Annotated in this window: 24 protein-coding genes; 7 read left to right on the forward strand and 17 right to left on the reverse strand. The window is 71.8% G+C overall.

The genetic code is table 11. From position 1 onward, the window contains the following. Nucleotides 1–7 precede the first annotated feature (7 nt). The 3 genes from CP983_RS03285 to CP983_RS03295 form a co-directional block, all read right to left on the reverse strand. The gene (locus tag CP983_RS03285) at nucleotides 8–247 is read right to left on the reverse strand and encodes a hypothetical protein (protein WP_107906428.1); all 240 of its coding nucleotides are present in this window, start codon (nucleotides 245–247) and stop codon (nucleotides 8–10) included. A gap of 64 nt (nucleotides 248–311) precedes the next feature. Further along, the gene (locus CP983_RS03290; protein WP_150498453.1) at nucleotides 312–1601 is read right to left on the reverse strand and encodes an ROK family transcriptional regulator; all 1290 of its coding nucleotides are present in this window, start codon (nucleotides 1599–1601) and stop codon (nucleotides 312–314) included. A gap of 59 nt (nucleotides 1602–1660) precedes the next feature. Next, complete coding sequence (locus CP983_RS03295) at nucleotides 1661–4819, reverse strand: cytochrome P450 (protein ID WP_150498454.1); 3159 nt, start codon at nucleotides 4817–4819, stop codon at nucleotides 1661–1663. A gap of 190 nt (nucleotides 4820–5009) precedes the next feature. Between CP983_RS03295 and CP983_RS03300 the strand changes: the two genes are divergently transcribed. Further along, entirely contained in the window at nucleotides 5010–5609 is a 600-nt protein-coding gene (locus CP983_RS03300; protein WP_150506359.1) for a PAS domain S-box protein, read from the forward strand. 196 nt (nucleotides 5610–5805) lie between these two features. Continuing rightward, complete coding sequence (locus tag CP983_RS03305) at nucleotides 5806–6300, forward strand: FBP domain-containing protein (RefSeq protein WP_150498455.1); 495 nt, start codon at nucleotides 5806–5808, stop codon at nucleotides 6298–6300. A gap of 14 nt (nucleotides 6301–6314) precedes the next feature. On the opposite strand, the gene CP983_RS03310 is transcribed toward CP983_RS03305, so the two are convergent. Beyond that, a complete protein-coding gene (locus tag CP983_RS03310; RefSeq protein ID WP_150498456.1) occupies nucleotides 6315–7649 on the reverse strand; it encodes an erythromycin esterase family protein in 1335 nt (444 codons plus the stop codon). Between the two features lie 251 nt (nucleotides 7650–7900). On the opposite strand from CP983_RS03310, the gene CP983_RS03315 reads away from it, so the two are divergent. The 3 genes from CP983_RS03315 (at nucleotide 7901) to CP983_RS03325 (ending at nucleotide 11580) form a co-directional block, all read left to right on the forward strand. Next, a complete protein-coding gene (locus tag CP983_RS03315; RefSeq protein WP_125528739.1) occupies nucleotides 7901–9154 on the forward strand; it encodes an FUSC family protein in 1254 nt (417 codons plus the stop codon). A 43-nt stretch (nucleotides 9155–9197) separates the two neighbouring features. After that, nucleotides 9198–10226 carry a hypothetical protein gene (locus CP983_RS03320; protein ID WP_150498457.1) on the forward strand — a complete coding sequence of 343 codons (1029 nt, stop codon included), beginning with the start codon at nucleotides 9198–9200 and terminating at the stop codon, nucleotides 10224–10226. 127 nt (nucleotides 10227–10353) lie between these two features. Then, complete coding sequence (locus tag CP983_RS03325; protein ID WP_373309783.1) at nucleotides 10354–11580, forward strand: lactonase family protein; 1227 nt, start codon at nucleotides 10354–10356, stop codon at nucleotides 11578–11580. Here CP983_RS03325 and CP983_RS03330 read toward each other — a convergent pair. Further along, nucleotides 11548–12273 (reverse strand): DUF2470 domain-containing protein, encoded by a 726-nt coding sequence (locus CP983_RS03330; protein ID WP_150498459.1) that lies wholly within the window; start codon nucleotides 12271–12273, stop codon nucleotides 11548–11550. The genes CP983_RS03325 and CP983_RS03330 overlap by 33 nt on opposite strands. Before the next feature lie 104 nt (nucleotides 12274–12377). Continuing rightward, nucleotides 12378–12986 carry a TetR/AcrR family transcriptional regulator gene (locus CP983_RS03335; protein ID WP_150498460.1) on the reverse strand — a complete coding sequence of 203 codons (609 nt, stop codon included), beginning with the start codon at nucleotides 12984–12986 and terminating at the stop codon, nucleotides 12378–12380. 116 nt (nucleotides 12987–13102) lie between these two features. On the opposite strand from CP983_RS03335, the gene CP983_RS03340 reads away from it, so the two are divergent. Next, entirely contained in the window at nucleotides 13103–14626 is a 1524-nt protein-coding gene (locus CP983_RS03340; protein WP_150498461.1) for a cytochrome P450, read from the forward strand. Here CP983_RS03340 and CP983_RS03345 read toward each other — a convergent pair. Beyond that, on the reverse strand, nucleotides 14588–15418 hold the full coding sequence (locus tag CP983_RS03345; RefSeq protein ID WP_150498462.1) for a pentapeptide repeat-containing protein: 831 nt from the start codon (nucleotides 15416–15418) through the stop codon (nucleotides 14588–14590). The two genes, CP983_RS03340 and CP983_RS03345, sit on opposite strands and share 39 nt — an antisense overlap. Nucleotides 15419–15576: 158 nt before the next feature. Between CP983_RS03345 and CP983_RS03350 the strand changes: the two genes are divergently transcribed. Then, on the forward strand, nucleotides 15577–15777 hold the full coding sequence (locus CP983_RS03350) for a DUF5999 family protein (protein WP_107906439.1): 201 nt from the start codon (nucleotides 15577–15579) through the stop codon (nucleotides 15775–15777). 1 nt (nucleotide 15778) lies between these two features. On the opposite strand, the gene sigJ is transcribed toward CP983_RS03350, so the two are convergent. The 10 genes from sigJ to CP983_RS03400 form a co-directional block, all read right to left on the reverse strand. After that, nucleotides 15779–16690, reverse strand: a complete 912-nt coding sequence (gene sigJ, locus CP983_RS03355; RefSeq protein WP_107906440.1) for an RNA polymerase sigma factor SigJ — start codon at nucleotides 16688–16690, stop codon at nucleotides 15779–15781. Between the two features lie 32 nt (nucleotides 16691–16722). Further along, the gene (locus CP983_RS03360) at nucleotides 16723–17466 is read right to left on the reverse strand and encodes a PIG-L deacetylase family protein (RefSeq protein WP_107906441.1); all 744 of its coding nucleotides are present in this window, start codon (nucleotides 17464–17466) and stop codon (nucleotides 16723–16725) included. Nucleotides 17467–17494: 28 nt separating this feature from the next. Beyond that, the gene (locus CP983_RS03365; protein WP_150498463.1) at nucleotides 17495–18796 is read right to left on the reverse strand and encodes an alpha/beta fold hydrolase; all 1302 of its coding nucleotides are present in this window, start codon (nucleotides 18794–18796) and stop codon (nucleotides 17495–17497) included. 101 nt (nucleotides 18797–18897) lie between these two features. Then, a complete protein-coding gene (locus CP983_RS03370; RefSeq protein ID WP_125529539.1) occupies nucleotides 18898–19923 on the reverse strand; it encodes a LacI family DNA-binding transcriptional regulator in 1026 nt (341 codons plus the stop codon). 84 nt (nucleotides 19924–20007) lie between these two features. Continuing rightward, nucleotides 20008–21438: a BNR repeat-containing protein gene (locus CP983_RS03375; RefSeq protein WP_150498464.1), complete on the reverse strand. Its 1431-nt coding sequence runs from the start codon at nucleotides 21436–21438 to the stop codon at nucleotides 20008–20010. A 56-nt stretch (nucleotides 21439–21494) separates the two neighbouring features. Beyond that, nucleotides 21495–21815 carry an L-rhamnose mutarotase gene (locus CP983_RS03380; protein WP_107906445.1) on the reverse strand — a complete coding sequence of 107 codons (321 nt, stop codon included), beginning with the start codon at nucleotides 21813–21815 and terminating at the stop codon, nucleotides 21495–21497. Between the two features lie 17 nt (nucleotides 21816–21832). After that, nucleotides 21833–22915, reverse strand: a complete 1083-nt coding sequence (gene rhaS / locus CP983_RS03385) for a rhamnose ABC transporter substrate-binding protein (protein WP_150498465.1) — start codon at nucleotides 22913–22915, stop codon at nucleotides 21833–21835. A 75-nt stretch (nucleotides 22916–22990) separates the two neighbouring features. After that, nucleotides 22991–23965 (reverse strand): ABC transporter permease, encoded by a 975-nt coding sequence (locus tag CP983_RS03390; protein WP_150498466.1) that lies wholly within the window; start codon nucleotides 23963–23965, stop codon nucleotides 22991–22993. Continuing rightward, a complete protein-coding gene (locus CP983_RS03395; protein WP_150498467.1) occupies nucleotides 23958–24998 on the reverse strand; it encodes an ABC transporter permease in 1041 nt (346 codons plus the stop codon). The genes CP983_RS03390 and CP983_RS03395 overlap by 8 nt, the downstream gene beginning before the upstream one ends. Beyond that, nucleotides 24995–26512, reverse strand: coding sequence for a sugar ABC transporter ATP-binding protein (locus CP983_RS03400; RefSeq protein ID WP_150498468.1), 1518 nt, complete (start codon nucleotides 26510–26512; stop codon nucleotides 24995–24997). The genes CP983_RS03395 and CP983_RS03400 overlap by 4 nt, the downstream gene beginning before the upstream one ends. Nucleotides 26513–26601: the final 89 nt, after the last annotated feature.

Consider the following 26601-nt stretch of genomic DNA (forward strand, 5'->3'; position numbering starts at 1 on the left):
GGCCGGGTCAGCCCGGGGACTCCTCGGGTGCCGGATGTTCCGGGTGGACCGTGCCGGACTGCTTCGCCCCCTGCCGGCCCGTGCCCGCCTCGTCCGTGTCGGGCACGTCGTCCGCCTCGGTGGTGTCGTCGGCGGGTTCGACGGGCACCTCCCAAGGGTCCTCCCCGGCGTCGGCCTGCTGGTCCGGCAGGTCCCTCGGCACCGGCTCGTTCGTGCGGTCGGCTGTTCCCCGACGGCCGTCGGTCATGGTGGCACCTCTCCTCGCATCGCCCCGAGGGCCCGCGAGTACCGTCCCCGCCGACGGCGAAACCTCAGTGCGGCACGCGCTCCGCCACCGCGGTGGGCAGGGACGACGAGGGCGCCTCGGGAGCGGGCTCGGCGCGGCGCCCGCCGTGGGCGAAGAAGTCGGCGAGCGGCAGGATCGCGGCGCCGACGGTGACCGCGTCCGGGCCGAGCCTGCCGAGGTCGATGGTGACCTTGTGCGCGGGATGCCGCAGCGAGTAGGAGGCCGCGTGCAGGCGTACGGCGGGCAGGAAGCGGGTGCCGAGCTGGAGACCGGCCCAGCCGCCGATCAGGATCCGCTCGGGCTGGAAGAGGTTGATCAGGTCGGAGAGGCCCGCGCCCACGTACTCGGCGGTCTCCTCCAGCACGGCTACGGCCACCGGGTCGGCCTCCCGGCCCTCGGCCGGATAGGCGCCGGCCAGCATCGCCGTCAGCGCGGTCTCCTCGTCGGCGCCCTCCGGCACGTCCCCGCCCTGTTCGCGCCAGCGGTCGAGCAGCGACTCGGCGCCCGCGTAGGCCTCCAGGCAGCCGAGGGCTCCGCACCGGCAGCGGCGCCCCCTGACCCGTACCGTCAGATGCCCCCACTCGACGGCCCGCCCGTGCTCCACCTCGGGGGTGACCAGGCAGGCGCCGACGCCGGAGCCGAAGAGCACGACGACGGCGTTGCGGGCGCCGCGCCCGCCGCCGAACCACATCTCGGCCTGGCCGAGGGTCCGCGCGCCGTTGTCGATGAAGTACGGCACGTCGTCGGGGAGCTGGGTGCCGTCGCGCAGGAGCTTCTCCAGCGGTACGGCGTCCCAGCCGATGGTCTGCCCGTGTACCACGGCGCCGAGGTCGCCGGTGTCCTCGACGATGCCGGGGACGCCGATGCCGACACCGAGCAGCCGCTCGGGGCCGATGCCGGCCTCCGCGAGCACCTCGGCGATGCCGTCGCGGATGTGTCCGACGATGCCCTCGACCTCGTACCGCTCCCGCGTCAACGGCCGTTCCGCGCGGGCGAGTTCGGTGAGGGTCAGGTCGAACAGGCCGATCCGGACCCGGGTCTCGCCGACGTCGACGCCGATCATGTGGCCGCTGCCGGGGGCGACGCGCAGCAGGATGCGGGGCCGGCCGCCGTCGGAGTCGACGCTGCCGGCCTCCTCGACCAGGCCGTCGGCGATCAGCTCGGCGACGACGTTGCTGACGGAGCCGGAGCTGAGTCCGGTGGCCGGGCCGAGCTCGAAGCGGCTGAGCGGGCCGTCGAAGTACAGGCGCTGAAGTACGGCGGTACGGTTGCCCCGCCTGAGGTCCCGTACCGTGCGCCCATTACGCCCCGCCATGCGGCTCCCTCCGGATCAGCCCTGGTCCCCCGCGTGTTCGGACCGACTCCCATTGTGACCTACGCCGCGTAGACGTCCTCCACGTACCGGCCGTCCGCGATCAGTGCGTCCAGCCAGCGCTCGGCCGCCGCGTCGTCGGCGCCCGGCGTGCGGTCCCGGTACAGGGTACGGAAGGCCTCCCGCACGCCGGGCGCCATCCGGGCGCCGTCGCCGCAGACGTACACGCGGGCGCCCGCGCCGAGCAGCTCCCAGACGTCGTCGGCCTCGGCGGCGATGCGGTGCTGGACGAAGGTTCCGGCGGTGCTGAAGGCGGGGCGCAGCGAGACGGCTCCGGCCGACTCGGCGGCGTACAGCTCGTCGGCGTGCAGGAAGTCGGCGTCGGGGGCGTCGCAGCCGAAGTAGCACAGGGCCGGGGCGAGTTCGGTGCCGGCCGCGAGGGCCGCGGCGCGGTCGGCGACGGCGCCGCGGAACGGGGCGAGGCCGGTACCCGCGGCGACCATCACGACCGGTGCGCCGGTCTCGATGCGGAAGACGTCCCGGCACGGCTGGATGCGGGCGTACACCGTGTCGCCGGGGCGGACGTCGGTGAGGTGGCCGGATCCGGTGCCCCGGTGGATGCCCCTGCCCGAGCGGGCGGGGGCCTGGAGCAGGGAGATCATCAGGTCCGCGTGGCCGGGGTCGACGGCGGGTGAGGAGGAGATCGAGTAGTGGCGCGGGCGCAGCGGTGTGAGCAGGTCGAGGAGGGTGGGCCAGTCCAGGGCGCCGCGCAGGGCCGGGAAGTCCTCGATCACCTCGACCAGGGTGCGCGGATCGTCGGTCAGCTGCGCCAGGGCGATGCGCTCCGGCGGGCACGGGTTGGCGGCGGCGAGGGCGGTGAGCTGGGCGGCGCTCGGGCGTTCCGCCAATTCGACGTGGTGGGTGAGGAGCCGGCGCACGGTCAGGGGCCGGTCGATCGCGAGGCCGTCGCGGCGCGGGCGGGCGGCGCGGATGTCCAGGACGGTGTCGAGGTCGGCGCCGAGCGCGGCGGCGAACCGCTCGACCAGGGCCGGGGCGTTGGCCGGCAGCACCGTGAGGTGGTCGGCGGTGCGGTAGGTGACGCCTTCCGGGAGGGCGAGGCGGACGAAGCGCTTGCGGCGCGGGTGGCCGGGCGCGGTGAGGTCGTACGCCTCGGTGACGGTCATGGGGACGAGTCCGTGCCGTTCGGCGGCGGCGTCCAGCGGGCCGCCGGTCAGGGCGCGGACCTCGTAGGCCGCGGTGGGCTCGTCGGCCGGGGCGGCCGCTTCGGGGTCGCCGTGGCGCTCCAGCAGGGCGGTGCGCAGGCGGGCCGTGAAGTCGCGGACGGCACCGGTGAGGTCGCCCGAGGCGTCCGCGGTGGCGCGCTGAAGGAGGCGGGTGGCACCGAGCTCGGCGAGGCGGTCGTCGATTCGGGTGGGGACCTGCTGATACGTGGCGGCCCAGTTGCGGTCGCCGACGCCGAGGACGGCGTAGCTGACGTCCGTCAGGTCCTGCGGGCCCTCCAGGCGGGCGGTGAAGACGGTGGCGTCGTCGGTGGGGCGGCCGTTGTAGGAGGCGGCGGTGATCACGACGGGCCGGTCGGTGGGCAGGCCGCCGGAGTAGGCGTCCAGGGGCGCGACCTCGGTCTCGCAGCCGACGGCGGCGGCCTCGTCGGCCAGGGACGCGGCGAACTCCCGGCAGGTGCCGTAGTTGCTGCCGTGCAGGAACAGGGCACGGGTGCCGGGGCGGACACGGGCGGGCAGCGCCGCCGACTCGGTGTCGCGGGGCGTCTCGGTCGGCACGCTTCCGGGCAGCGGGGTGTGGTTGCGCTCGGCGGGGGTGCGCGGGGTCAGGGTCAGGGTGAAGCCCTCGGGCTTGAGGGTGAGGGTCTCCTTGACGGTGAGGCGGTAGTCGGCGTGGTCGTGCAGCCGGTAGCGGTGGACGAGCATCGCCAGCAGCATGGTCGCCTCGTGCAGCGCGAACTGCCGCCCGATGCAGGCGCGTTCACCGGTGCCGAACGGCTTGAAGGCGTGCACCGGCCGGGCCGCCTCGGCCTCGGCGGTGAAGCGTGCGGGGTCGAAACGCTCGGGGTTGTCGCCCCAGACGGACTGCCGGTGGAGCATCGGGGTGAGCACGAGGGCGGCCTGCCCGGCGCGCAGCGGGATGCGTCCGCCGAGGAGCGTGTCCTCGCGGGCCTGCCGGGAGAACACGGCTGCCGTCGGCCACAGCCGCAGTGCCTCGTTGAGGACCTGGCGGGTGTACGTCAGCCTGCCGATCTCGTCGTAGGCCGGTTCCGGGTCGGCACGGTCGCCCCACAGGGCGTCGACCTCGCGCCGTACCAGTTCCAGGGCCGTCGGGTGCTTGGCCAGGTAGTACAGCGCGAAGGACATCGCGCCGGAGGTGGTCTCGTGGCCGGCGATCAGGAAGGTGATGACCTGGTTGCGGATGTTGGCGGCGTCGAGGGTGGTGCCGTCGGCGGAGTGCGCGGCGCTGAGCATCAGGCCGAGGAGGTCCTCGGCGGCGCTCTGGTCGGTGCCGGTGCGGGCGGCGATGACGGCGTCGACGACCTGGGCGAGATAGGCGGCGTCGTCCCGGAAGGCCGCGTCGGCCGCCGAGTAGTCCCGGCCGGGGACCCGGGCGAGCCGCTTCATGCTCCACTCCAGGCAGCGGACCATGGACTCGACGAAGGGGTGCGGCTCGGGCCGCTCGAAGGAGCCGAAGTCGTAGTCGAAGCCGGCGAGCCCGATGGTGTCCAGGGTCATGCGGGTCATGTCGTCGGGGACGTTCACCGGCCGTCCGGCGCGGGCGTCGCGGTCCCAGGAGTCGATGAGCCGACGGGCCACCTTCAGCATCACGGGGTGGTAGGTGCGCATCGAGCCGAGCGCGAAGGCGGGCATGAGGATGTCGTGCGCCTTGGCCCAGTTGGGCTCGTCGTTGTACGCGGTGAACAGGCCGTCCGCGGCGAACTCGCGGACGTTCTCCAGACCGGGTCCGATGTGCTTGGCGAACCGCCGCTCGTCGGCGAGCTCGGCCACCAGGTCGGGGTCGCCGACGAACAGGGCGTCCCGCCCGTGGAGCCGCCGCACGAACACGGGCCCGTGCTCCCGCATCAGCGCCATGGCCTGTTGCACGGGGGTGCCGCCGGGTCCGGTGGCGGAGATGTCGACGAGGGGGACGCCGGGGAGGGTGTCTGCGGTCTGCGGGTCGAGCGCGGTGGGGGGCATGGCGCGACAACTGCCTTTCGCGGTACGGGAGTACTGCGATCCAGGTTGGTCGACGGGCCCCGTCCGCCCCAGCACCGGCACTACATGATTATGTAGTGCCCAGTCATGAGTCGCTCTTGCGCCGAGTCACGGGAGGTGCCTGGTGGACCTGACCCACCCGGAAGCGGTCGTGTGGCGCAACCGCGCCCTGATGGTCTTCGACCGTGTCGCCGTGCCGGTGGCGGTGTGCGATGTGTACGGCGCGGTCCAGCTGGCCAATCCGGCGATGGCGGCGGAGTGCGGTACGACTCCGGGTCGGCTGCGTGGCCGGGACGTACTGGAGCTGTTCCGGCCGCAGGAGGCTACGCAGGTCGAGCGGATCGCCGAGGCGCTGCGGCTGCGGCACCGCTCGCGCTACCAGGTGTCCGTGTGCTGGCGCTCGCCCGACGGCACGGAGCGCTACGGGGAGCTGACGGCGGACCCGGTCAGCGACGCCGTGCAGGAGACGCCGGCGCTGCTGGTGATGCTCCGGGTCCTGGGTGACCGCGAGCCGTCCCCCGAAGCGCCGCCCACCCGGGTCACGCCGATGGAGGCCCGCATCCTGGCACTGCTCGCCGGCGGCGCCACCACCGCCCGGGCCGCCCGGGAGACCGACCTCACGGTGGACGGCGTGAACTACCACCTACGCCGCCTGTCGACCCGCTGGAACGCAACCAACCGCACGGAACTGGTCGCTCGGGCCTATGCGCTGGGGGTACTCGCGACGGGGGTGTGGCCGCCGGCCCCCGCACCCTTGCGGCAACGCCCCTAAAGGGGCGCGGGGAACTGCGCGACCAGCCACGATGGCGCCGCAGAGGAACGACGGCACCGCCCGGCACCTCCAGCGGAGCTGCGCGTGGTGCCCCGGGATCGTCGAAATTCACTGGCTCCCTTTCGTCCTGCCTGCCTAATCTAGCTCTTAACCTAGGACCCCTAGGTTTCGCAGATCGACTCCCAGGAGGCTCCCCATGAGGCCACTCGTCGAGCAGGACATCCGCAACTCATTTGTCAACTGCTCGAAAGGGGAGGCCAAGCGCGTGTCCCTCCCCCGCGATCTCGACGAACGCCCCTGGGACGACCTCGACTTCCTGGGCTGGCGGGATCCGGGGGCGCCCGATCGCAGCTATCTGGTGACCGAGCGGGACGGCGGCCTGGTGGGCGTGACCTTCCGTTTCCCGTCCTCCCGGCGCGGGTTCCTGCATCGCAGCATGTGCTCCCTGTGCCTGACGACCCATCCGGGCGGCGGGGTCTCGCTGATGACGGCCCGCAAGACGGGCACGGCAGGACGCGAGGGCAACTCGGTCGGCCTGTACATGTGCACCGACCTCGCGTGTTCCCTCTACGTCCGCGGCAAGAAGGCCCCGGGGCCGGGGAGCCGCTTCGAGGAGAGCCTGACGGTGGAGGAACAGATCGCCCGGACGCGGGGCAACCTGTCCTCCTTCCTGGACAAGCTGTACGCCTGACGGACCCCGCCGCCCTACCGGTCCCGCAGGTGCGCCGCCTCCACCCGGTGCAGGTGGATCAGCACGTCGTGGCTGCGGGCCAGCGCGATGTCGTGCGGGCCGTCCGGGTAGGCCGTGCCGATGCCGCGCGTCGGCCGCGCCTGCCGCAGCCAGTCACGGGCCGGCGCCCCGACGGACCGCAGGTCGAGCACGTAGTCGCGGTACCGCACCCGGTCGAGGGTCCGCTCGTTGCTGCCCGGGCCCGCGGGTCCCAGCGTCCAGCGGCGGATGACGTCGTCGTCCTGGCCGGTGGCGTTGAAGGAGCCGCGGTCGAAGGTCAGGCCGACGCTGACATAGCCCGCGCCGAGGCTCTCGCGCAAGAACGCGCCCTGCACCTTCGGGTTCTGCTCCGGCTCCTCCGGCACATAGCCGACGTGGTTGTTGTGCGCCGACAGCAGCACCTTGGTGCCGGTGTGCTTCTGCCACCACACCACGTTGGCCGCCATCGCCCCGTCGCGGTAGCGCATGGCGGCGGCGATCCCGGTCGGGTCGCTGAAGTCGAAGGCGTACTGCCGGGCGGTTTCGTCGATCACCCTCGCGTGCTGCACGGCCAGGTCGTACGCCTCGCGGTCGGCGCCCGGCGTCTGCCGCTCCAGCAGCCGCAGCGCCTCACCGGTGCGCTCCGCGCGGTCCTTGCGTTCGGCGTACGGCAGGTTCATGTACCGCTCGATGTACTCGCCGGTCTGCACGGTGGGCCGCAGCCCGCGGTACAACTCGGCCAGTCGCGCGGCGAGCTCGGGGTGCGCGCGTGCCGTGCAGTCCTCGACGGCGTCGTACAACTCGGGTCCGGTCCAGGCGATGTCGTCGCCGATGAAGCGGACGGGGTCGTCGGGGTGGCGGACGTTGTACGCGCGCATCCACTCGACGAGCCGCAGATAGTCGGTGTTGTTCCACCACAGGTAGTCCCGCTGGAACTCCTCGCGCATGACGCGCCGGGGGTCGCCCTTGCCGTGCAGGACGTAGTGGTTGAGGCGCAGGCCGGTGCTCCAGGGGGTTTCCAGGGCGAAGGTGCGAAAGCCCTTCTCCCGCACGAGGTGGCGGAAGACGCGGTCCTTGAGGGCGAAGAAGTCGTGCGAGCCGTGCGTGGCCTCGCCCAGGCCGACGACCCGGGCGTCGCCGATCATCCGGCCCAGGGGCCGCAGATCACGGCTGTCGCCGCCCGGCTCGACGGTGCGCAGCGGACGGGCCGCACCATCGAGCGCTCCGACGACGGAGGTGGGGGTCGGCACCGCCGTGGCCGGGATGCCGGTCGTCAGGGCGGCGAGGATGATGAACAGGGTCAGTACTAATCCGGTCCGATGCCGTCTCATGATCCAAGGCTTGCGCTGCGGGCGCGCGGGGACCATCCGGCGGTCCTCCGTCCCCGGATGCGGACAACCACGGGGTGGCGGCGGGGGTTCTCCCCAGTCCCGGACCAGGTCGGCCTCGCACGGGTGTCGACGATCACCGGCCCAGCCTCTTGCCGTGACACGGCCGCGGCGATCAATCTGGGGTTCCTTGCGGACTGTTACGTTCCGCAAGCGGTGTGTGGGACACGTCGGCGAAAGGGAACAGCCCGAGGATGCTTGTGGCACGTGAGGACACGTCCGTCCGGGAGCGGCTGGCGAAGCTGAGCCGCGACCCCGTGGTCGTCCAGACGCTGCGGTCGGCGGCCGCGGCGACGATCGCCTACGTCATCGCGCTGCGGCTGAGCCCCGAGGCGGCGCCGCTGACCGCGCCCCTGACCGCGCTGCTGGTCGTCCAGGTCACCTTCTACGCCACCCTCACCAACGGCATCCGCCGGGTGAACTCCGTGGTGGCCGGCGTCCTGGTGGCCATCGCCTTCAGCCTCCTGGTCGGCCTGACCTGGTGGAGCCTCGCGCTGCTGATCGTGGCGTCACTGGGCGTCGGGCATCTCGTGCGGGTGAACGAGTACGTGCCCGAAGTGGCGATCAGCGCGATGCTGGTCCTCGGTGTCACGACCGTCGGGGACACGGCGTGGGCGCGGGTGCTGGAGACGCTGATCGGCGCGGTGGTCGGGCTCGGCTTCAATCTGCTGCTCGCGCCGCCGGTGTGGGTGGACGAGGCCGGCGAGTCGATGGAGGCACTGGCCCGCCGGCTGCGGCAGTTGATGCTGCGCATCGGCGAGGAGGCCGCAGGCCGGCAGCCCTACGAGCAGGCCGCGGCCCGGCTCCACGAGGCGCGCCGGCTCGACCACGACATCGTCGAGGTGGACGCGGACCTCCGGCAGGCCGAGGACAGCCTGCGGCTCAATCCCCGCGTACGGGACAGCCTGTTGCACCGCGTCGTGCTGCGCACCGGCCTCGACACGCTGGAGATCTGCACGGTCGTCCTGCGAGTGCTCGCGCGCACCCTCACCGACCTCGCCAAGGACCGTGAGCCCGATCCGCTGTTCGCGAACGAGACGGGTGCGGTCCTGGAGCAGCTGCTGTCCGAGATCGCGGACGCGGTGGTCAGCTTCTCGGTGCTGGTCACCACGCACGTCAGCAGCAACGCCGACGCGGCGGAGTCCCGGCTGTCGGCCGAGCTGCGCACGGCGGCGGGCACCCGCGACAAGCTGGCCCTGCTGCTGCGCGAGGAGGCCGACCGCGAGACGGAGCGCTGGCAGCTGCTCGGCGCCGTCCTGACCGAGGTCAACCGCATGATCGACGAGCTCGACACCGAGCACCGCTCGCAGCGGCTGCTGGAAGAACTGGACCGCGTGTCGCAGGAGCAGCGCGTACGGGTGCCGGGGCTGACCCGGCTGCGTGAACGCCTGGGCGTGCAGGAGCAGCTGTGGCGGAACCGTACCGGGATGGACGGGCGTTCTCGCTAGGGGACGCCGGGACGGGCCGGCGCCGGAGCGAGGGAGCGGGCCCATGGCCGACACGACCGTGCGGATCGACGGAAACACCCTGCGGTTGCCGGGCGACGTGGCGGTGCGGTTCATCCGCACGTTGCGGCTGCCGGAGTCGGGCACGCATCCGCTGCCGCCGGGGCTCGGCGAGTTCCCGGTCCGGCGGGTGGCGGACTTCCCTGACACCGTGCCGGAGGCGTGGCGGGCGCGTGGCGGGGTGATGCTCCCGGTGTATCTGCGCGAGGCGATGTGGCTGAGCTTCGGCGGCACCACGGAGCCGGCCGCCCTCCAGGTCGGGGTGGGCAAGGTGTGCGCGGTCTCGGGGAAGCCGTGGAGCGACCGGCTCGGCCGCGAGCCGCAGAACTACGTCGTCCTCCCCCGGCAGCCCTGGCTGGACGGGATCAACTCCGGCAAGGGCACGGTCCGCCAGTTCGTGGCGGTGCCGCTGGGGCTCGGCGCCACCGTCGAGGGCCAGGTCACCGGCGAGGAGGTCTGGGGCGGCGTACAGCTTCAGTCCTTCGCGCTGAAGGAGCCGAAGCTCGCGGCCTGGCGCGAAGAGCAGCGGCGGCAGGCTGCGCAGGCACCCCCGATGCCGCAGTTCGGCGGCTATGGCGCCGCGATGCCGATGGCGGCGCCGCCCGCTCCCGGTGGCGGGGCGCCCCGGGCCGCGGCGGCGATGGGCCTCGGCGTCGGCGGTTCGATGCGCCAGGAGGTCTACGAGGACGACCGTCCGCTGTCGGACTGGGCCGACCGGCCCGGCGGCCGGGTGTTCGTCCATCTGGTGACGCCTCCGGAGTGGCGCCGGATCACCGGTGAGGCTCCCCCGCCGTCGCCGGTCGACCGGGCGGCGTACACCCGGGCGGGGCTGCCGTGGTTCGACTACTACGACGAGGACGCCGGGGATCTCGCCCCGACGGACACGCTGGGTGCGGTGCAGCCGGTCGGTGACTGGCTCGGCGACGACCACGAGCCCTGGCAGGCGCCGACGCCGGGCCAGGTGGTGCCGCTGAAGGACGCGCAGGGCAAGCCGGTGGAGGACGGCGACTGGTAGCCGGCGCGCGCCGGCCCGCCACCTCACCAGCATTGCGCAGAATGCAACGCCTGTTGCTGTTCTTGCGCTCGGCGGGTGATCCACGCCAAGGTTGCTGTCGCGACCACGACGACCGACGACCTGAGGTGTGGACATGGGCAGTGGTGGGCTGAGCAGGCGCCGATTCGTCGGGACCCTCGCGGGGTCGGCCGCGGGAGTGACCCTCCCGGCGGCCACGGCCTGCGACAACGCACCCGCTCCCGCAGACACGGCCGACGCGGCGACCTCCGGGACGTCCGGCCCCGAGACCCGTCCGAGCGCCCAGTCCGAGAGCCGCGGTCCGTCCGGTCCGCGCCCGCTGTATCTCGGCACGTACACCTCCGCCGAGGGCGGCGGCAAGGGCATCGGCCTCGCGACGTACGACCCGGCCACGGGTGCCGTCACGGGCACCGGGACGATCGACGGCGTCGCCGACCCGTCGTATCTGGCGCTGCATCCGGACGGCCGGACCCTGTACGCGGTGAACGAGCGCGAGGACGGCGCCGTGACCGCCGTCCGGGTCGCCGACCGCGAGGTTCTCGGCAGTCGCGGCACCGGCGGCGCGGCGCCCTGTCATCTGTCGGTGCATCCCGGCGGACGCTGGCTGCTGAGCGCCAACTACGGCTCGGGCAGCGTCGCCGTGCACCCGATCGACGCCTCGGGCGCGCTCGGCGAGCGCACCGACCTGGTCACGCACTCCAGTCCGGCGCCCGGTCCGGGCCAGGACGGCCCGCACGCCCACCAGTTCGTCACCAGCCCGGACGGCCGCCACGTACTCGCCGTCGACCTGGGCACGGACACCGTCTACACCTATCGCCTCGACGAGAAGGCGGGCACGCTCAGCGAGGTCGCCCGAGCCCGGACGAAGCCGGGCGCGGGCCCGCGACATCTCACCTTCCACCCGGGCGGCCGCTACGCCTATCTGGCCAACGAGGTCGACAACAGCGTCGCGGTCTGCGGGTACGACCCGTCCACGGGCCGGCTGACCGTCGGCGCCGAGCAGGAGACGGGCACCGGTTCGGGCACCAGCTATCCGGCGCAGATCGTGGTGACGCCGAACGGCCGGTTCGCCTATCTCGCCAACCGGGGCCACAACAGCCTCGCCCGCTACGCGGTGGAGGCGAAGGGCGCCCGGCTCAAGCTGCTCGACACGGTGCAGGTGTCCGGGGACTTCCCGCGGCAGATCGCCCTGTCGCCGGACGGCGCGCTGCTGTTCGCGGCGAACCAGCGGTCGAGCACCGTCAGCGTCTTCCACGTCGACGGGGCGAGCGGTGAACTGCGGCTCGCGGGCGAGCCGTTCGCGTCACCCGTCGCCGTCTGTGCGCTGCCGCTGTAGGGCGGGCGGGCAGGAGGCCGCGCCGGCCTGGGAGAGCAGGACGTGCATGCGCTCGGTGAGCTGGGCGACGTCGTCGGCGGGCCGGTGGAACGGCAGCCGTACGTCACCGTGGGAGCGGGCGCGCTCGATGCGCAGGGTGACTCCGTGCCGGTCGACGGCGAGCGGCTGGACGCGGACGGCACCGTGCAGGCTGTCGGAGTCGACGAGGCGGGTCAGCCGCTCGACGGCGTCCGGGTGGCAGTCGGCGAGATGGGTGAGCAGCCGGGCCTCGGCGGTGGCCAGCGGGTCGGGCGCCGCGGCGGCGAACTCCTCCAGGTCGACGACGACGGCGCCGGACGGCAGCCGCAGCACCACGCGCGTCGCCCGGAAGGCGAGTTTCCCGTCCTCGGGGGTGAACCAGCCGGACAGCCAGAGCCGGGAGCGGATCCGTTTGCGAACGGGCACGGGGGCGACGTCGGCGAACTCCAGGACGGCGGAGGGCTCTCCGCGCGGCGCGCAGATCGCGGCCGTGACGAGCACACTGTCCTCCGGCACCTCCAGCAGGACACGGCCGTCGTCGGTCACCGTGTGCGCGCCGACGAGCTCCTCGCGGCAGCTCTCCGCGGTCACCCCGCAGGACCACGCGCCGGCCAGTACCGACCGGGCCCGTTCCGCCGCGGAAGGCGCGGCCGTCCAGGTTTGGCTGTCACCCATCCCGTTCCTCCTAAGGTAAGGCTTGCCTAACCTATCGAAGATCGGGCCGCAGGCCAACCGGCACCGCCGATCCTGTGCGATGTCTTTGCCGAGGTGAGGGGCGATCAGGGGGAGATGACGCCCAGCAGGGCGCGGGTGCACAGGTCTCGCACCTGGCCCCGGGAGAGGTCGGCGCCGCGCAGCCACTCCAGGCAGACCGCGGTGGTGAACGCCAGCCAGCCCCGCACGGCGAGCGGGACGTCCGGGCGCTGCGCGCAGACCGGACCGAACTCGGGGTCGGCCGCCATCGCCGCGAGGATCTGCTTCTCCTGCGCGGCCAGGGCCCGTTGGTAGACCTTGCGCACGGCCTGGTCCCCGGCCGCGTCGGCGCGATGGAAGGCGCGGTAGCCATGGGCGTGGGCCTCGACGTACTCCAGGAAGGTGTCGAGTCCGGCGCCGAGCTGTTCGCGCACCGGGATGCCGGGCACGGCGGCCGTCATCCGCAGCATGCGCGCGCTCTCGCGCTCGACGACGGCCGCGAAGAAGTCCCGCTTGGTCGGGAAGTAGTGGTACAGCAGCCCGCGGGAGACTCCGGCGATCTCGGCGACCTGCTCGATCCACACCTCGTCGTACGGACTCTCCGAGAACAGCCGCGCCCCGACCGCGAGAAGCTGCTCACGACGCTCCTCGGTGCTGAGCCGGCGTCGTGTGCGCTCACCCTGGTTCGCGGCCATGCCCGCACTTTACTTGACGTGGATTCAATAGCGGGATCAGACTGAACCGCGTTATTGAACCCACGTACAACGAGCGCCGCGTCGCAAGGTGTCAGCGGATCGAGGGAGATCGCGTCATGGCGGAGACGACGACCGGGACCGGACTTCCGAAGGGGTTCCGCAGCGCCGAGCAGGGCTGGCCGGAGCTGTTCCGCATACCCCATCCTCCGCACCGGCTCCCGCTGCTCGGCGACGTGCTGGGCGCGAGCAGGCGTACGCCGCTCCAGGACTCCCTGCGCTTCGCCCGCGAGCTGGGGCCGATCTTCCGACGCCGGGCGTTCGACCGGGAGTTCGTCTTCGTGTGGGGTTCGGAACTCGCGGCCGACATGGCGGACGAGGCGCGCTTCGCCAAGCATGTCGGGCTCGGTGTCGCCAACCTCCGTCCGGTCGCCGGGGACGGCCTGTTCACGGCGTACAACCACGAGCCGAACTGGCAGTTGGCGCACGACGTCCTGGCACCCGGGTTCAGCCGGGAGGCCATGGCCGGCTACCACCCGATGATGCTGGCCGTCGCCGACCGGCTCATGGACCACTGGGACCGCGCGCTCACGGCGGGCCGGTCGGTGGACGTGCCCGGCGACATGACCAAGCTGACCCTGGAGACCATCGCCCGCACCGGGTTCGGGCACGACTTCGGCTCCTTCGAACGCTCCCGTCCGCACCCCTTCGTGTCGGCGATGGTCGGCACGCTCAGCTACGCCCAGCGGCTCAACACCGTGCCGTGGCCGTTCCTGCTGCGGCGGGCCGCGCGCCGCAACGACGCCGACATCGCCCACCTCAACGACACCGTCGACGACCTGGTCCGCGCCCGGATCGCCGACGGACCCGGGGACGGTGACCTGCTCGACCGCATGCTCGGGACCTCGCACCCGGAGACCGGCGAGCGGCTCTCCGCTGAGAACGTCCGCCGGCAGGTGATCACCTTTCTGGTGGCCGGCCACGAGACCACCTCGGGCGCGCTCTCCTTCGCCCTGCACTACCTCTCCCGCCACCCGGACGTCGCGGCCCGCGCCCGCGCCGAGGTCGACCGCGTCTGGGGCCCGACGGCGACGCCCGGCTACGACCAGGTGGCGCGGCTGCGCTATGTGCGCCGCGTGCTGGACGAGGCGCTGCGGCTGTGGCCGACGGCGCCCGCCTTCGCCCGGGAGGCCCGCGAGGACACCGTGCTCGGCGGGGTGCATCCGATGCGGCGGGGCGCCTGGGCGCTGGTGCTCACGGCGATGCTGCACCGCGACCCGGAGGTCTGGGGCGCGGACGCCGAGCGGTTCGACCCGGACCGCTTCGACCCCAAGGCGGTACGGACACGGGCGCCGCACACCTTCAAGCCGTTCGGGACGGGTGCGCGGGCGTGCATCGGGCGCCAGTTCGCGCTGCACGAGGCCACGTTGGTGCTGGGTCTGCTGCTGCGCCGCTACGAGTTCAGGAGCGACCCGGCGTATCGGCTGCGGGTGACGGAACGGCTGACGCTCATGCCGGAGGGGCTGCGGCTGAACCTGGAGCGGCGGGCCGGCGTGCCCGTGCCCGGCCCGGCCGTGCCGCCCCCGGCCGAGGAGGACGCTCCGTCAGCGCTCGGCTGTCCAGTGCGCGGGACGGCCGACTGAGGCGGGCAGCCGGGTGCCCGCGCTGCCCCGGGCCGCGTTCAGCTGGGGCTGGGTCAGGAAGAAGGCGCCGGTCAGATCGGCGTCCGTGAGGTCGGTGTCGCGCAGATCGGCGCCGATGAGGTCCGCCCCACGCAGATCGGCGCCGGTCAGGTCGGCCGCGATGAGGTAGGCACCGCGCAGGTTCGCGCCCCGCAGATCCGCGCCCCGGAGGCGGGCGCCCATGAGGTCCGCGCCCCGGCGTTCCTTCTTGCGGCCCCGCACTCCCGCCCGCGCCAGCTCGCTGGTCCGCAGCAGCAGGACGTTGACCTTCTGCCGGTGCGCTGCCACGTCCAGCGAGGCGATTTCCTCCGCGGTCCGGCGGGTGAGGGCGTCCGTCTCGTCCCGGAGTTCGCGCAGCTCGGCGTGGACGGGACGGGCCGCGGGCAGGGTGAGTGCCTCGGTCAGGTACCAGAGCAGCTCGTGGAGCTGGCGGACGACCGGGAAGACGTCGGACATCCGCCGGGCGTGCTCACGGGAGGCAGCACGCCAGTCCTTCCCGGCGAAGGTGACCTGCGAGACCTTCTGCCCGGCGCCGAAGCAGTCGTAGACCGTGCAACCGCTGAAGCCGCTCTGCCGGAGCCGGGCGTGGATGCCGCAGCGATGGTCGTCCTGGAGATTCCGGCAGGGCGTACCGGCGTCCTTGTCGAGCGCGAAGTCCGCCGAGGCGGTGAAGGGCAGTGCGACACAGCACAGCCCGAAGCAGTTCGCGCAGTCTCCGTGCAGGTCCATGAGGTCGCCGGGGTGATCTTGCATGTCACCAGCCTAATGTCCGGCCCGGCACCGGAACTCACCGATGAGTTTCCGGCGGTGTGGGGGTCCTCTCATACAACGGAAAACAAGTTCGGCTACCACTGGTACAGGAGCCGACGAAAGCAGGAGCAGCACCGCATCGAGGATTCCGAGGAGACGTCATGTGCAGCCACCAGCCCCCGTGCCCGACCGCCGACAGCCCCGACCCGCACGCCGCCGTGATCGTCTCTGCCCACCCCGAACAGGGCTGGAGCCTGCTGTGCAACGGCACCATCGTCTTCGACGACACCGGTGAGCTCCTGCCCGACGGGCGGGTGGTCGGCCCGCGCCGCACGGTCGGCACGCTGGTCGTGGCGGCCTGACTCAGTCGCCGAGGTCCGCCAGGCCTAGCCCGCCGAGCCGCTCGGGGTCCGCGAGGATGTACATGTGCGTGATCCGCCCGTCGGCGACGGTGACGCCCATCACCGACTGCGGCTGTCCCGCCGGCGCGTGCAGCACCCCGATCTCCCCGTTGACCAGCACCAACTGCGCGTACTGCGCCAACTGCGCGAACAGCAGGGCCTGTTCGGCCACCGGCTTCGCACCGCGCACCAGCTTGGACGCCGCCGCGCCCCGCACCAGCGGTCCGGAATCGGCGCGCAGCACCACTTCGGGGTCGAGGACCGCGAGCAGTGCCTCGAAGTCCCCCGCGCGTGCGGCGGCCATGAAGGCGTCGAGGACCTGCCGCTGCCGCCCGAGGTCCGGCTCGCTCGACGGCGTGGCGCCCTTCACCCGGCGCCGGGCACGGCTCGCGAGCTGCCGGGTGGCGGCCGAGGAGCGCTCCACGATCGGCGCGATGTCGTCGAAGGGCACCGCGAACATGTCGTGCAGGACGAACGCGATCCGCTCGGCCGGCTCCAGCGTCTCCAGCACCACGAGCAGGGCCAGGCCCACCGAGTCGGCCTGGAGCACCTCCTGTTCCGGATCGATCTGCGTCAGGGGACGGATCACGGGGTCCGGTACGAAGGTGTCGTCCAGGGGCTCCTCGTGGCGTCGCGTACGGGAGCGGAGCAGGTCCAGGCAGACCCGGCCTACCACCGTGGTCAGCCAGCCGCCGAGGTTGTCGATGGCGTCCGCGTCCGTACGGCTCAGCTTCAGCCATGCCTCCTGGACGGCGTCCTCCGCCTCGGCGAGCGAGCCGAGCATGCGGTAGGCGACCGCCTTGAGGTGGCCCCGATGCTCCTCGAAGCGCACCGCCAGCAACTCGGTGTCGTGCGTGCCGTTCGTGTCGTTCACCGTGCCCCCGTCTCCCGCGTAGCCGGCCGGAACTACCGGCCGAACAGCTCGAACGCCACGGCCGGCCTGCCGCCGAACCGCTCCCCCGTCGACCGGGCGTTCTCGGTGAGGAAGCCGCGGACATACGTCTCGGGGTCCTCGTCGGTCAACACCTCGATGTAGGTGCGGTGTTCGAGCAGGGAGTGCACCGCCCGCTCCAGTCCCGCAGTCGCGTCCACCGCGTGGGTGGGGGTGCTGGAGCCGGCCACCGCGACCCAACGGACGCCGTTCCACGGCTGAAGGCCCTGCTCGATCAGCTCCGGGAAGATCCAGCGGTTACCCGCGTCCCCGGCCGCGTCCAGCGTGGCCCGGCCCACGGCCACATGGTCGGGCGTGTTCCAGGCGACGCCGCCCCAGGTGTCCCGGTGGTTGAGCGTGATCACCAGCTCGGGCCGGTGCCGACGGATCGCGGCGGAGATGTCGCGGCGCAGGGCGGTGCCGTACTCGATCACGCCGTCCTTGTGGTCGAGGAACTCCACCGTCGTCACGCCGACGCGGGCCGCGCTGGCCCGCTGCTCGCGCTCGCGCAGCGGGGCGCACTTCTCGGGGTCCAGGGTGTCGATGCCGGCCTCGCCGCGGGTCGCCAGGACATAGGCGACCTCGCGGCCGGCGTCGGTCCAGGCGGCGATCGCCGCCGAGCAGCCGTACTCGAGGTCGTCCGGGTGCGCGACGACGGCGAGCGCGCGCTGCCAGTCGTCGGGCATGGCTTGGAGCTGAGTGATCGTCGGCTCGGTCATGCCCGCACCTTAACGCGTCACACCGACATCAGGCTTCGTCACGGGTGAGGGCGAGCAGGCGGTCCAGGACGCGGGGGCCGCCGGCCCTGACGCCGTCGTGCTCGAACTCGTCGGTGACCCAGGTCCGCAGGCCCCGCACGGCACGGGCGGTGGCCAGGGAGTGGGCGGTGTCGACGTACATGTCGTCGTGGTAGACGGCCGCCGCGACCGGCACCTCGTTGGCCGCCAGGCGCGCGGAGTCGTACAGGGGCGTCCAGTCGGTGCGGGCGGCGAGGAGTTCGGCGGTCTCGCGCAGCGGGCGCAGCGCCGGGTCGCAGTCGAACATCCAGGGGTGGATCGACTCGCCGGTGAACAGCAGCGGGCCGTCCCCGGCGAGCGTCTTGGCCGCGTCGAACTGCGGGAACTCGGCACGCACCCGCTCCGCGGACCAGTCGGTGGGCCGGTCGTCCTGGCCGTAGATCGCCTCGTGGACGAGGGCGTACAGCGGGTGGCCCGCGTACGACAGCAGGTTCTGCGCCTCTTCCTGGAAGGCGTCCGAGAGGGCGGCGCCCTGCGCGGTGCGGACGAAGGCGTGCTCCAGCAGGTAGTGCAGGCGGTGGCTGCCCTCGCTGCCGCCGAGCAGGATGCCGAGGGACTGGAAGGCCTCCGCGGTGAAGCGGTAGCCGTTCGGCAGGACCACGTCGTTCGCGAGGAGGTGGTCGGCGATCCGGCGGGCGCGCTCGACGTCCTGCGGGTAGCGGGCGTAGTGCGCGGCGACCTTGCGCTCGATGCGCGGGAAGGCCGCCCGGTAGACGTCGTCGGCGTGCGCGTCCAGGGAGGGCAGGCCGCCGGTGATCACGGCGGCGCTCAGGCCCTCGGGTGCGGTGGCCAGGTAGTTGACCGTGCAGAAGCCGCCGAAGCTCTGGCCGAGGACGGTCCAGGGGGCGCCGCCGGTCACCTCCCCGCGGATCAGCTCGCAGTCGCGGACGATCGAGTCGCCGCGGAAGTGCGTGAGGTACTCGGCCTGTTCGGCGGGGCCGCCGCGCAGCGGGAGCGTCTGGCGGTTGGCGGGCGTGGAGTGGCCGGTGCCGCGCTGGTCCAGCAGCAGGACGCGGAACTCCTTCAGCGCGCGGCCGAGCCAGGCCCCCTTGCCGACGAAACGGTTCGCCCCGAAGCCGGGGCCGCCCTGGAGGTAGACCAGCCACGGCTGCTCCTGGTGCGCCTTGTCGCCGGCGACGACCTCACGGGCGTAGAGCTCGATCGTCTCCCCCGCCGGGTCGGCGTGGTCGAGGGGCACGGTGAAGCGGCGGTCGGTGAGGACGACGCCGGGCTGGCGGTAGCTGACGGTCAACGGTGCTCCCGGGACGGAGGGTTTTCGGGCCGCGTCCCAGTTCAGCACATGTTCCTGCGCCGACCGAGCCCCGGGATCATGAAATCGTACTGAACGGCCGATCAGCGGGCCGAGAGACTGGACCGCCGGACCACCAGCTCCGGCTGGAGGACGACCCGCCGGTGCTCGTGCGTCTTAGCCCCGGTCTCCGCCTCCGTCTCCTCCAGCAGCATCTCCGCCGCGAGGGTGCCCATGGTGACCGCGGGCTGCCGCACGGAGGTCAGCGGGACGGCCGCGGCGGCCGCGAACTCGATGTCGTCGTAGCCGACGATGGCCAGGTCGTCGGGGACTCCGACGCCTGCCGCGTACATGGCCTGGAGCACGCCGAGCGCGAGGAGGTCGTTGGCGCAGAAGACGGCGGTGGGGCGTTCGGCGAGGCCGAGCAGGCGGGCGCCCGCGTCCCGGCCTGCGGCGACGTCGAGCCGCTCGGTGGGCAGCTCGCGCAGGTTCTCGGGGCCGAGGCCGGCTTCCCTGAGCGCGTTGAGGGCGCCGGTGCGGCGGTCGCGGACCTGGTTGAGGCCGGGCGGGCCGCTGACGTAGGCGATGGAGCGGTGCCCGGCGTCGACGAGATGGCGTACGGCGAGGGCGCCGCCCGCGACGTCGTCGACGGAGACCGAGCACTCGGTGGTGCCCTCGGCGACCCGGTCGACGAGAACGAAGGGGATGTTGTGCCGGCGGAAGGTCTCGATGTTGCGGCCGGTGGCGTCGGCCGGGGTGAGCAGCACGCCCCGCACCCGCTGCTCGGCGAAGAGCGACAGGTAGTCGGCCTCCTCGCTCGCGCTCTGGGCGCTGTTGCAGACCATCACGCCGAGCCCGGCGTCCCGTGCGGTGCGCTCGGCGCCGCGCGCCACGTCGACGAAGAAGGGGTTGCCCATGTCGAGGACGAGCAGGCCCATGATCCGGCTGCGGCCCGCGCGCAGCTGGCGCGCGGACTCGCTGCGGACGTAGCCCAGCCGGTCTATCGCGGACTGCACCCGCGCCCGGGTCTCGGTCGCGACCGTGTCCGGACGGTTGATGACGTTCGAGACCGTGCCGACGGAGACTCCGGCGGCGCGGGCGACGTCCTTGATACCCACCGACTGGGCCATCGGGCAGGGACCTCCAGAGAGACTTGTGGTGCGTGGGAGCGGCGCGAAGGAACATTACCGTCAAGCCGCCCACAACGGCTGCGATCAGGCAGGCAGGCGGAAGTTGAGGTTGCGCAGGGCCGAGGGCGTAGTACCGCTGGACTTCTCCTGGTACATGATCGACAGGAAGTTGTCCTGCGCGACGCGGGTCTCGTCGATCACGACCTCACCGAAGGCGTTCAGCCCGGCGCCGACACCGTCGTACAGGATCGCCCAGTCCGAGTACCCGGAGGCCTTGGAGGCTCCGGCGATCCGGCAGAACGGGAAGATCGCGTAGGCGTTGTCGTACTTGTCCAGGATCAGCTTGGTGCGCTGGCTGGAGTTCAGCGGGACCGGGATCTCGGTCTTCTGCCAGGTGCCCGAGGCGTTCCTGCGGACATGGAAGGCGCGGCCGTTCGCGGTGCGGTCGGCGACGTAGTTGGTGGTGCACTGCCCGAACCGGCCGGGGACGTAGCTGATGATCGCGTGCGGCAGGCCGGCGGAGTCGGTGAACTGGCTCTCCTGGTTCATCAGGGAGTGGTCCGGGTTGAGCGGGTCGATCACCAGTCCGCTGTCGGTGACGGCGACCTTGTCGGAGCCGCCGGTGGTGCCGACCACGGAGCCCGCGCTGTTGCGCCAGGTGCGGCCGCGGTCGTCGGAGTAGACGTAGCCGGTGTCGTGGTTGGTGATGCCGCCGCCGGAGCACATCACGGCGCCGTTCTGCTCGCGCCAGGTGAAGAAGGAGTGCAGGCGTCCGGCCCGGTCGTAGTCGATGCCGTGCAGGTACATGTTGCGGGCGGTCGAGGAGCCGTGCTCGCTGGTGTAGGTGCCGGTGGAGCTGCTCCACTCCCCCAGATTCGTCCAGGCCGAACCGTCGTACTCGGCCAGGGCGTTGCGGCCGTTGCCGGAGACGGCGACGCGGTAGCTGAGCTGGAGTTTGCCCTCCGGGGTGGAGACGAACTGCGGGTAGGTGAACTGCGAGGTGAGGGCGAGGCCGTCGAGCGTCGACTGGGGTGCGCCGAAGCGGCTGGCGGTCCAGCTCAGGCCGGCCGGGTCGTCGAGCAGTCCGGCGGCCGACTTGATGTAGGTGAAGCCGTCGCTGTGCGAGTCCATGTTGAGGTGGAGGCGGCCGTCGACCTTGGAGATTCCCATCGAGATGACGTTGTGGGAGTCGTTGTAGCGCAGGGTGTGACCGACCTTGAGGGTGGACCAGGTGCCGGCGCCGAGTGCGCGGCGGCCGACGACGGCGCCCCGGTCGGCGGTGTACCAGGCGGCGTACTGATGGCCCTTGTGGGTCAGCAGGCCGTTCTTCTGGAAGGCGTTGTTGTTGACCAGGCCGTCGTACGACACGAAGTAGATGGCCTGGGTGTCGAGGGTGGTGGTGCCCGTCAGGGTGAGGGACGGGCCGGGGTCGGCGGCGCGGGCGGTGCCGGAGGCGAGGGCGGGGGTCACGACGGCTCCGGCGAGTGCGGCGCCCAGCAGGGTACGTCTCTTCATCTCGGGGGACTCCAGGGTCGGCGAGGTGCGAGGCGGGGGTCGTGCGGGGTGGGGGGTCAGGCGAGGTGGAACACTTCCGTGAGGGGCTTCATGGCCTCGTCGGGCCGGGCGCCGTCCAGTGACTCGAAGAACGGCGCCATGTCCGCCTGCCAGCGGGCGTTGACGTCGGTGGCTTCCATGCCGGCCACGGCGGCGGCGAAGTCCTCGGTCTCCAGGTAGCCGACGAGCAGGCCGTCGTCACGCAGGAAGAGCGAGTAGTTGTGCCAGCCGGTGGCCGAGAGCGCTTGGAGCATCTCGGGCCACACGGCCGCGTGCCGCTCGCGGTACTCGTCGAGGCGGTCCGCCCTGACCTTCAGCAGGAAGCACACGCGCTGCATCAACAACCCTCCGGATGTCAGAAGTTGAACTGGTCGATGTTCTTGGCGTCGAAGACGGTCGGCTTGCCGAGGCTGATCACGCCGTCCTTGCCGATGGTGTAGTCACCCATGTCGCCGGCCTTGAAGGTCTCGCCCTCCTTGCCGGTGATCTGCCCGGAGACCAGGGCCACGGAGGTACGGGCGGCCAGCTCGCCGAGCTTCGCCGGGTCCCACAGCTCGAACGCCTCGACCGTGCCGTTCTTGACGTACTTGCGCATGTCGTTGGGGGTGCCGAGGCCGGTCAGCTTGACCTTGCCCTTGTACTTGGAGCCCGACAGGTACTGGGCGGCCGCCTTGATGCCGACCGTGGTCGGGGAGATGATCCCCTTCAGGTTCGGGTATTCCTGGAGCAGGCCCTGGGTCTGCTGGAAGGACTTCTGGGCGTCGTCGTCGCCGTAGGCGACCTTGACGAGCTTCATGTCCTTGTACTTGGGGTCCTTGAGCTCGTCCTTCATGAAGTCGATCCAGGTGTTCTGGTTCGTCGCGGTCTGCGCGGCGGACAGGATCGCGATCTCGCCCTTGTAGTCCAGCTGCTCGGCGAGCAGCTGCACCTCGGTGCGGCCCAGGTCCTCGGCGGAGGCCTGCGAGACGAAGGCGTTGCGGCAGCCGGCGGTGGTGTCGGAGTCGTAGGTGACGACCTTGATGCCGTTCTTCATGGCCTGCTTCAGCGCGGTGCACAGGGCGCCCGGGTCCTGCGCGGACACGGCCATCGCGTCGACCTGCTGCTGGGTGAGCGTGTTGACGTAACTCACCTGCCCGGCGGTGTCGGTGGCACTGCTCGGCCCGACCTCCTTGTAGCTGGACCCCAGCTCCTTCAGGGCCGCCTCGCCGCCCTTGTCCGCGGAGGTGAAGTAGGGGTTGTTGACCTGCTTGGGCAGGAACCCGACGGTCAGCCCCTTCTTCAGCTCGGCATTCGGATCGGCCTTGCCGGCGGTGGCAGCGGAGGCCCCTTCGTCCTTGACGTCCTCCTTGGTGGTACCGCCGCAGGCGGTGGCCGCGAGAGCGAGGGAGGTGACGGCGGCGAGGGTCACACAGACACGCCGGAGGGATGACTTACGCATGACGGTTCCTTCTGACAGAGGTGAGTGGATGCTGTTGGGGGTGCGGGGCCCTGCGCGATCAACCACATGCGGCCTTCAGCCGGATGACTGAGCCCGCACAACGGCGATTTGCCGAGCCACCCGCGGCCCGAGGACGGAAAGCACGAGCAGGACACCCGTGACCACGATTTGCGACTGCGCCGAAACGTCCTGAAGGCTCATCACGTTCTGCAGCGCCCCCAGCAGAAACACCCCGGCGATGGCACCGCCCAACGTGCCCTTGCCTCCGTCGAAGTCGATGCCCCCGAGCAACACAGCGGCAACGACGGAGAGTTCGAGACCTGTGGCGTTGTCATAGCGAGCGCTCGCGTAATGCAGCGCCCAGAAGATCCCGGTGAGCGACGCCATCAGCCCCGTCACCGTGAACAGGATCAGCTTCTGCCGCTTGACGCGGATCCCGGCGAACCGCGCCGCCTCCTCGCTCGCCCCGATCGCGAACAGCGACCGCCCGAACGGCGTGGCGTGCAGCGCCACCACGGCGATGGCGAGCAGGACCAGGAAGGGCAGGAAGGCGTACGGGACGAAGGTGTCGCCGATGCGTCCGGCGGCGAAGTCCAGGTACTGGGTGGGGAAGTCGGTCACCGCGTCGGAACCGAGCACGATCTGCGCGATGCCGCGGTAGGCGGCGAGGGTGCCGATGGTGACGGCGAGGGACGGCAGCCCCAGCCTGGTCACCAGCAGCCCGTTGATCAGGCCGCACACGACACCGAGCAGCAGGCAGATCGGGATGATCGTCTCGATCGTCATGCCCTGGTTCCACAGTGCGCCCATCACCGCGCCCGAGAGGCCCGCCGTGGACGCCACCGACAGATCGATCTCGCCCGAGACCACGAGCAGGGTCATCGGCAGGGCGATCAGTGCGATGGGCAGCGTGTTGCCGATCAGGAACGACAGGTTCAGGGCGTTGCCGAAGCCGTCGACCGTGGTGAAGGACAGCAGGAGCACGACGACGAGGAGGGCGCCGACGACCGTGTCCCAGCGAACGGCGCGCGCGAGCGAGAAGTCAGCCATGGCGGGCGTTCCTCTTCTTCAGGGCGGTGGCCACTCGCAGGGCGACGATCCGGTCGACCGCGATGGCGAGGATGAGCAGGATGCCGTTGATGGCGAGCACCCAGACGGAGCTGACGCCGAGGGCGGGCAGCACGCTGTTGATGGAGGTCAGCAGCAGCGCGCCGAGGGCGGCGCCGTAGACGCTGCCTGAGCCGCCGGTGAAGACGACGCCGCCGACGACGACCGCGCTGACGACGGTGAGTTCGTAGCCGTTGCCGGTGCCGGAGTCGACGTTGCCGAACCGGGCCAGGTACAGCGCGCCCGCGAGTCCGGCGAGCCCGCCGCAGAAGGTGTACGCGGCGAGGATCCGCTTGCGCACCGGGATGCCGGCGAGGCGGGCGGCCTCCGGGTTGGAGCCGAGGGCGTACAGCTCGCGGCCGCTGCCGTAGTGCTTGAGGTAGTACGCGGTGACCACGAGGACCACGATCGCGATGAGTGCCAGCCACGGCACGGCGGAGATGCCGCCGGAGCCGAAGTCGACGAAGCCGTCGGGGAGATCGGCCGCGGTGATCTGGCGGGAGCCGACCCAGATGGAGTCGATGCCGCGGATGATGTAGAGCGTGCCGAGGGTGACCACGAGCGCGGGGACCTGGCCGAGGCTGACGAGCAGGCCGTTCAGCAGGCCGAAGCCGACACCCACCAGGACCGCCAGGAGCACGGCCAGGACCGGGTTCCCGCCGCCCTGGAGGAACGTACCGGCGGCGAAGGCGCTGATGCCGAGCGTGGAGCCGACCGACAGGTCGACGTTCCGTGTGATCACCACCAGGGACTGGCCCGTGGCGACCAGGACGAGGATCGTCGCGTTCAGCAGCAGGTCCTTGATGCCCTGCTCGGTGAGGAACTCGCTGTTGCCCAGCTGGGTGACGACGATCATCACCACGAAGACGGCCAGGATGGCGAGTTCGCGCATCTTGAAGACGCGGTCGACCAGGCGGGTGCCGCTGGACTTGGCCACGTCGGTCGCGGGAGCCTCTTGGGGAGTGGTGACCGTCATGCGGCTGCCCTCCCGGTGGCTGCGGCCATCACGGTTTCCTCGGTTGCTTCGGAGCGCGGGATCTCTGCGGTCAGGCGGCCCTCGTGCATCACGAGCACGCGGTCGGCCATGCCGAGGATCTCGGGCAGGTCGGAGGAGATCATCAGAACGGCCACCCCGTCGGCGGCCAACTCACTGAGCAGCCGGTGCACTTCGGCCTTCGTGCCGACGTCGATCCCCCGGGTGGGTTCGTCGACGATGAGCACCTTGGGGCCGGTGGCGAGCCACTTGGCGAGGACGACCTTCTGCTGGTTGCCGCCGGACAGGGTGTTGACCGTGTCGGCGATCCGCGCGTACTTGACCTGGAGCTTGACGGCCCAGTCGAGGGAGCGGCTGCGTTCGGCGCCGCGGTCCATCAGCCCCGCCCTGACGGTCGTACGCAGTCCGGTGAGGCCGATGTTGCGTTCGATGGACATGTCCATCACCAGGCCCTGGGCGCGCCGGTCCTCGGGGACCAGGGCGAGGCCGGAGGCCATGGCGGTGGAGGGGGCGCCGTTGGTGAGGGCCTTGCCGCCGACGGACACCTCTCCGGCGTCCCAGCGGTCGATGCCGAACACGGCCCGCGCGACTTCGGTACGGCCCGCGCCGACGAGGCCGGCGAGGCCGACGATCTCACCGCGCCGCACGTCGAAGGAGACGTCGGTGAAGACGCCCTCCCGGGTCAACCGGCGCACGCTCAGGGCGATCTCGCCCGGCTTCACGTCCTGCTTGGGGTACAGCTCGTCGAGGTCGCGGCCGACCATCCGGCGCACGAGGTCGTCCTCGGTCATGCCCTCCACCGGCTCGCTGGCGATCCGGGCGCCGTCGCGCAGGGTCGTCACCTGCCGGCAGATCTGGAAGATCTCCTCCAGCCGGTGGGAGATGAACAGGACGGCGGCGCCCTGTTCGCGCAGGGTGCGCACCACTCCGAAGAGGCGGGCGACCTCGCTGCCGGTGAGGGCGGCGGTCGGCTCGTCCATGATCAGGACGCGGGCGTCGAAGGAGAGCGCCTTGGCGATCTCGACGATCTGCTGGTCGGCGATGGACAGGCCGCGCGCGGGCCGGTCGGGGTCGAGTTCGACGCCGAGGCGCCGCATCAGGGCCAGGGTCGCGGTGTGCGTGGCCCTGTGGTCGATGCGGCCGAGGGCGCGTCGCGGTTGGCGGCCCATGAAGATGTTCTCGGCGATCGAAAGGTCGGGGAAGAGGGTCGGCTCCTGGTAGATCACGGCGATGCCGGCGTCGCGGGCGTCGCCGGGGCCGTGGAAGACGACGGGCTCGCCGTCGAGCAGCACCTGGCCGGCGTCGGGCCGGTGCACGCCGGCGAGCGTCTTGATCAGGGTCGACTTGCCCGCGCCGTTCTCCCCGGCGAGGGCGTGCACCTCTCCGGGGAACAGCTCCAGGGAGACGTCCCGCAGGGCACGGACCGCGCCGAAGGACTTGGAGATGTCCCTGAGCGCCAGAACCGGGGCCGGACCCGTGATGGACGGGTGGGTCATGGGGGCTCCTCGACGACGCCGGCGGGACGGGCCTTTCGACGTCGTGAAAGGTTTCAACTTGGTTGCCGGGACGTTAGGCACGGAGCGCA

It is taken from the genome of Streptomyces chartreusis, assembly GCF_008704715.1.
Classification (GTDB): Bacteria; Actinomycetota; Actinomycetes; order Streptomycetales; family Streptomycetaceae; genus Streptomyces; species Streptomyces chartreusis.

What these genes read in the sequence shown, in the direction of transcription:
- CP983_RS03340 (WP_150498461.1), top strand. Translation starts at nt 13,103, where the DNA reads ATGGCGGAGACGACGACCGGGACCGGACTTCCGAAGGGGTTCCGCAGC.
- CP983_RS03375 (WP_150498464.1), bottom strand. Translation starts at nt 21,438, where the DNA reads ATGAAGAGACGTACCCTGCTGGGCGCCGCACTCGCCGGAGCCGTCGTG.
- CP983_RS03400 (WP_150498468.1), bottom strand. Translation starts at nt 26,512, where the DNA reads ATGACCCACCCGTCCATCACGGGTCCGGCCCCGGTTCTGGCGCTCAGG.
- CP983_RS03320 (WP_150498457.1), top strand. Translation starts at nt 9,198, where the DNA reads ATGGCCGACACGACCGTGCGGATCGACGGAAACACCCTGCGGTTGCCG.
- CP983_RS03290 (WP_150498453.1), bottom strand. Translation starts at nt 1,601, where the DNA reads ATGGCGGGGCGTAATGGGCGCACGGTACGGGACCTCAGGCGGGGCAAC.
- CP983_RS03300 (WP_150506359.1), top strand. Translation starts at nt 5,010, where the DNA reads ATGGTCTTCGACCGTGTCGCCGTGCCGGTGGCGGTGTGCGATGTGTAC.
- CP983_RS03390 (WP_150498466.1), bottom strand. Translation starts at nt 23,965, where the DNA reads ATGGCTGACTTCTCGCTCGCGCGCGCCGTTCGCTGGGACACGGTCGTC.
- CP983_RS03330 (WP_150498459.1), bottom strand. Translation starts at nt 12,273, where the DNA reads ATGGGTGACAGCCAAACCTGGACGGCCGCGCCTTCCGCGGCGGAACGG.
- CP983_RS03335 (WP_150498460.1), bottom strand. Translation starts at nt 12,986, where the DNA reads ATGGCCGCGAACCAGGGTGAGCGCACACGACGCCGGCTCAGCACCGAG.
- CP983_RS03370 (WP_125529539.1), bottom strand. Translation starts at nt 19,923, where the DNA reads ATGGCCCAGTCGGTGGGTATCAAGGACGTCGCCCGCGCCGCCGGAGTC.
- CP983_RS03310 (WP_150498456.1), bottom strand. Translation starts at nt 7,649, where the DNA reads ATGAGACGGCATCGGACCGGATTAGTACTGACCCTGTTCATCATCCTC.
- CP983_RS03315 (WP_125528739.1), top strand. Translation starts at nt 7,901, where the DNA reads ATGCTTGTGGCACGTGAGGACACGTCCGTCCGGGAGCGGCTGGCGAAG.
- CP983_RS03350 (WP_107906439.1), top strand. Translation starts at nt 15,577, where the DNA reads ATGTGCAGCCACCAGCCCCCGTGCCCGACCGCCGACAGCCCCGACCCG.
- CP983_RS03380 (WP_107906445.1), bottom strand. Translation starts at nt 21,815, where the DNA reads ATGCAGCGCGTGTGCTTCCTGCTGAAGGTCAGGGCGGACCGCCTCGAC.
- CP983_RS03295 (WP_150498454.1), bottom strand. Translation starts at nt 4,819, where the DNA reads ATGCCCCCCACCGCGCTCGACCCGCAGACCGCAGACACCCTCCCCGGC.
- CP983_RS03285 (WP_107906428.1), bottom strand. Translation starts at nt 247, where the DNA reads ATGACCGACGGCCGTCGGGGAACAGCCGACCGCACGAACGAGCCGGTG.
- CP983_RS03305 (WP_150498455.1), top strand. Translation starts at nt 5,806, where the DNA reads ATGAGGCCACTCGTCGAGCAGGACATCCGCAACTCATTTGTCAACTGC.
- CP983_RS03395 (WP_150498467.1), bottom strand. Translation starts at nt 24,998, where the DNA reads ATGACGGTCACCACTCCCCAAGAGGCTCCCGCGACCGACGTGGCCAAG.
- CP983_RS03345 (WP_150498462.1), bottom strand. Translation starts at nt 15,418, where the DNA reads ATGCAAGATCACCCCGGCGACCTCATGGACCTGCACGGAGACTGCGCG.
- rhaS (WP_150498465.1), bottom strand. Translation starts at nt 22,915, where the DNA reads ATGCGTAAGTCATCCCTCCGGCGTGTCTGTGTGACCCTCGCCGCCGTC.
- CP983_RS03360 (WP_107906441.1), bottom strand. Translation starts at nt 17,466, where the DNA reads ATGACCGAGCCGACGATCACTCAGCTCCAAGCCATGCCCGACGACTGG.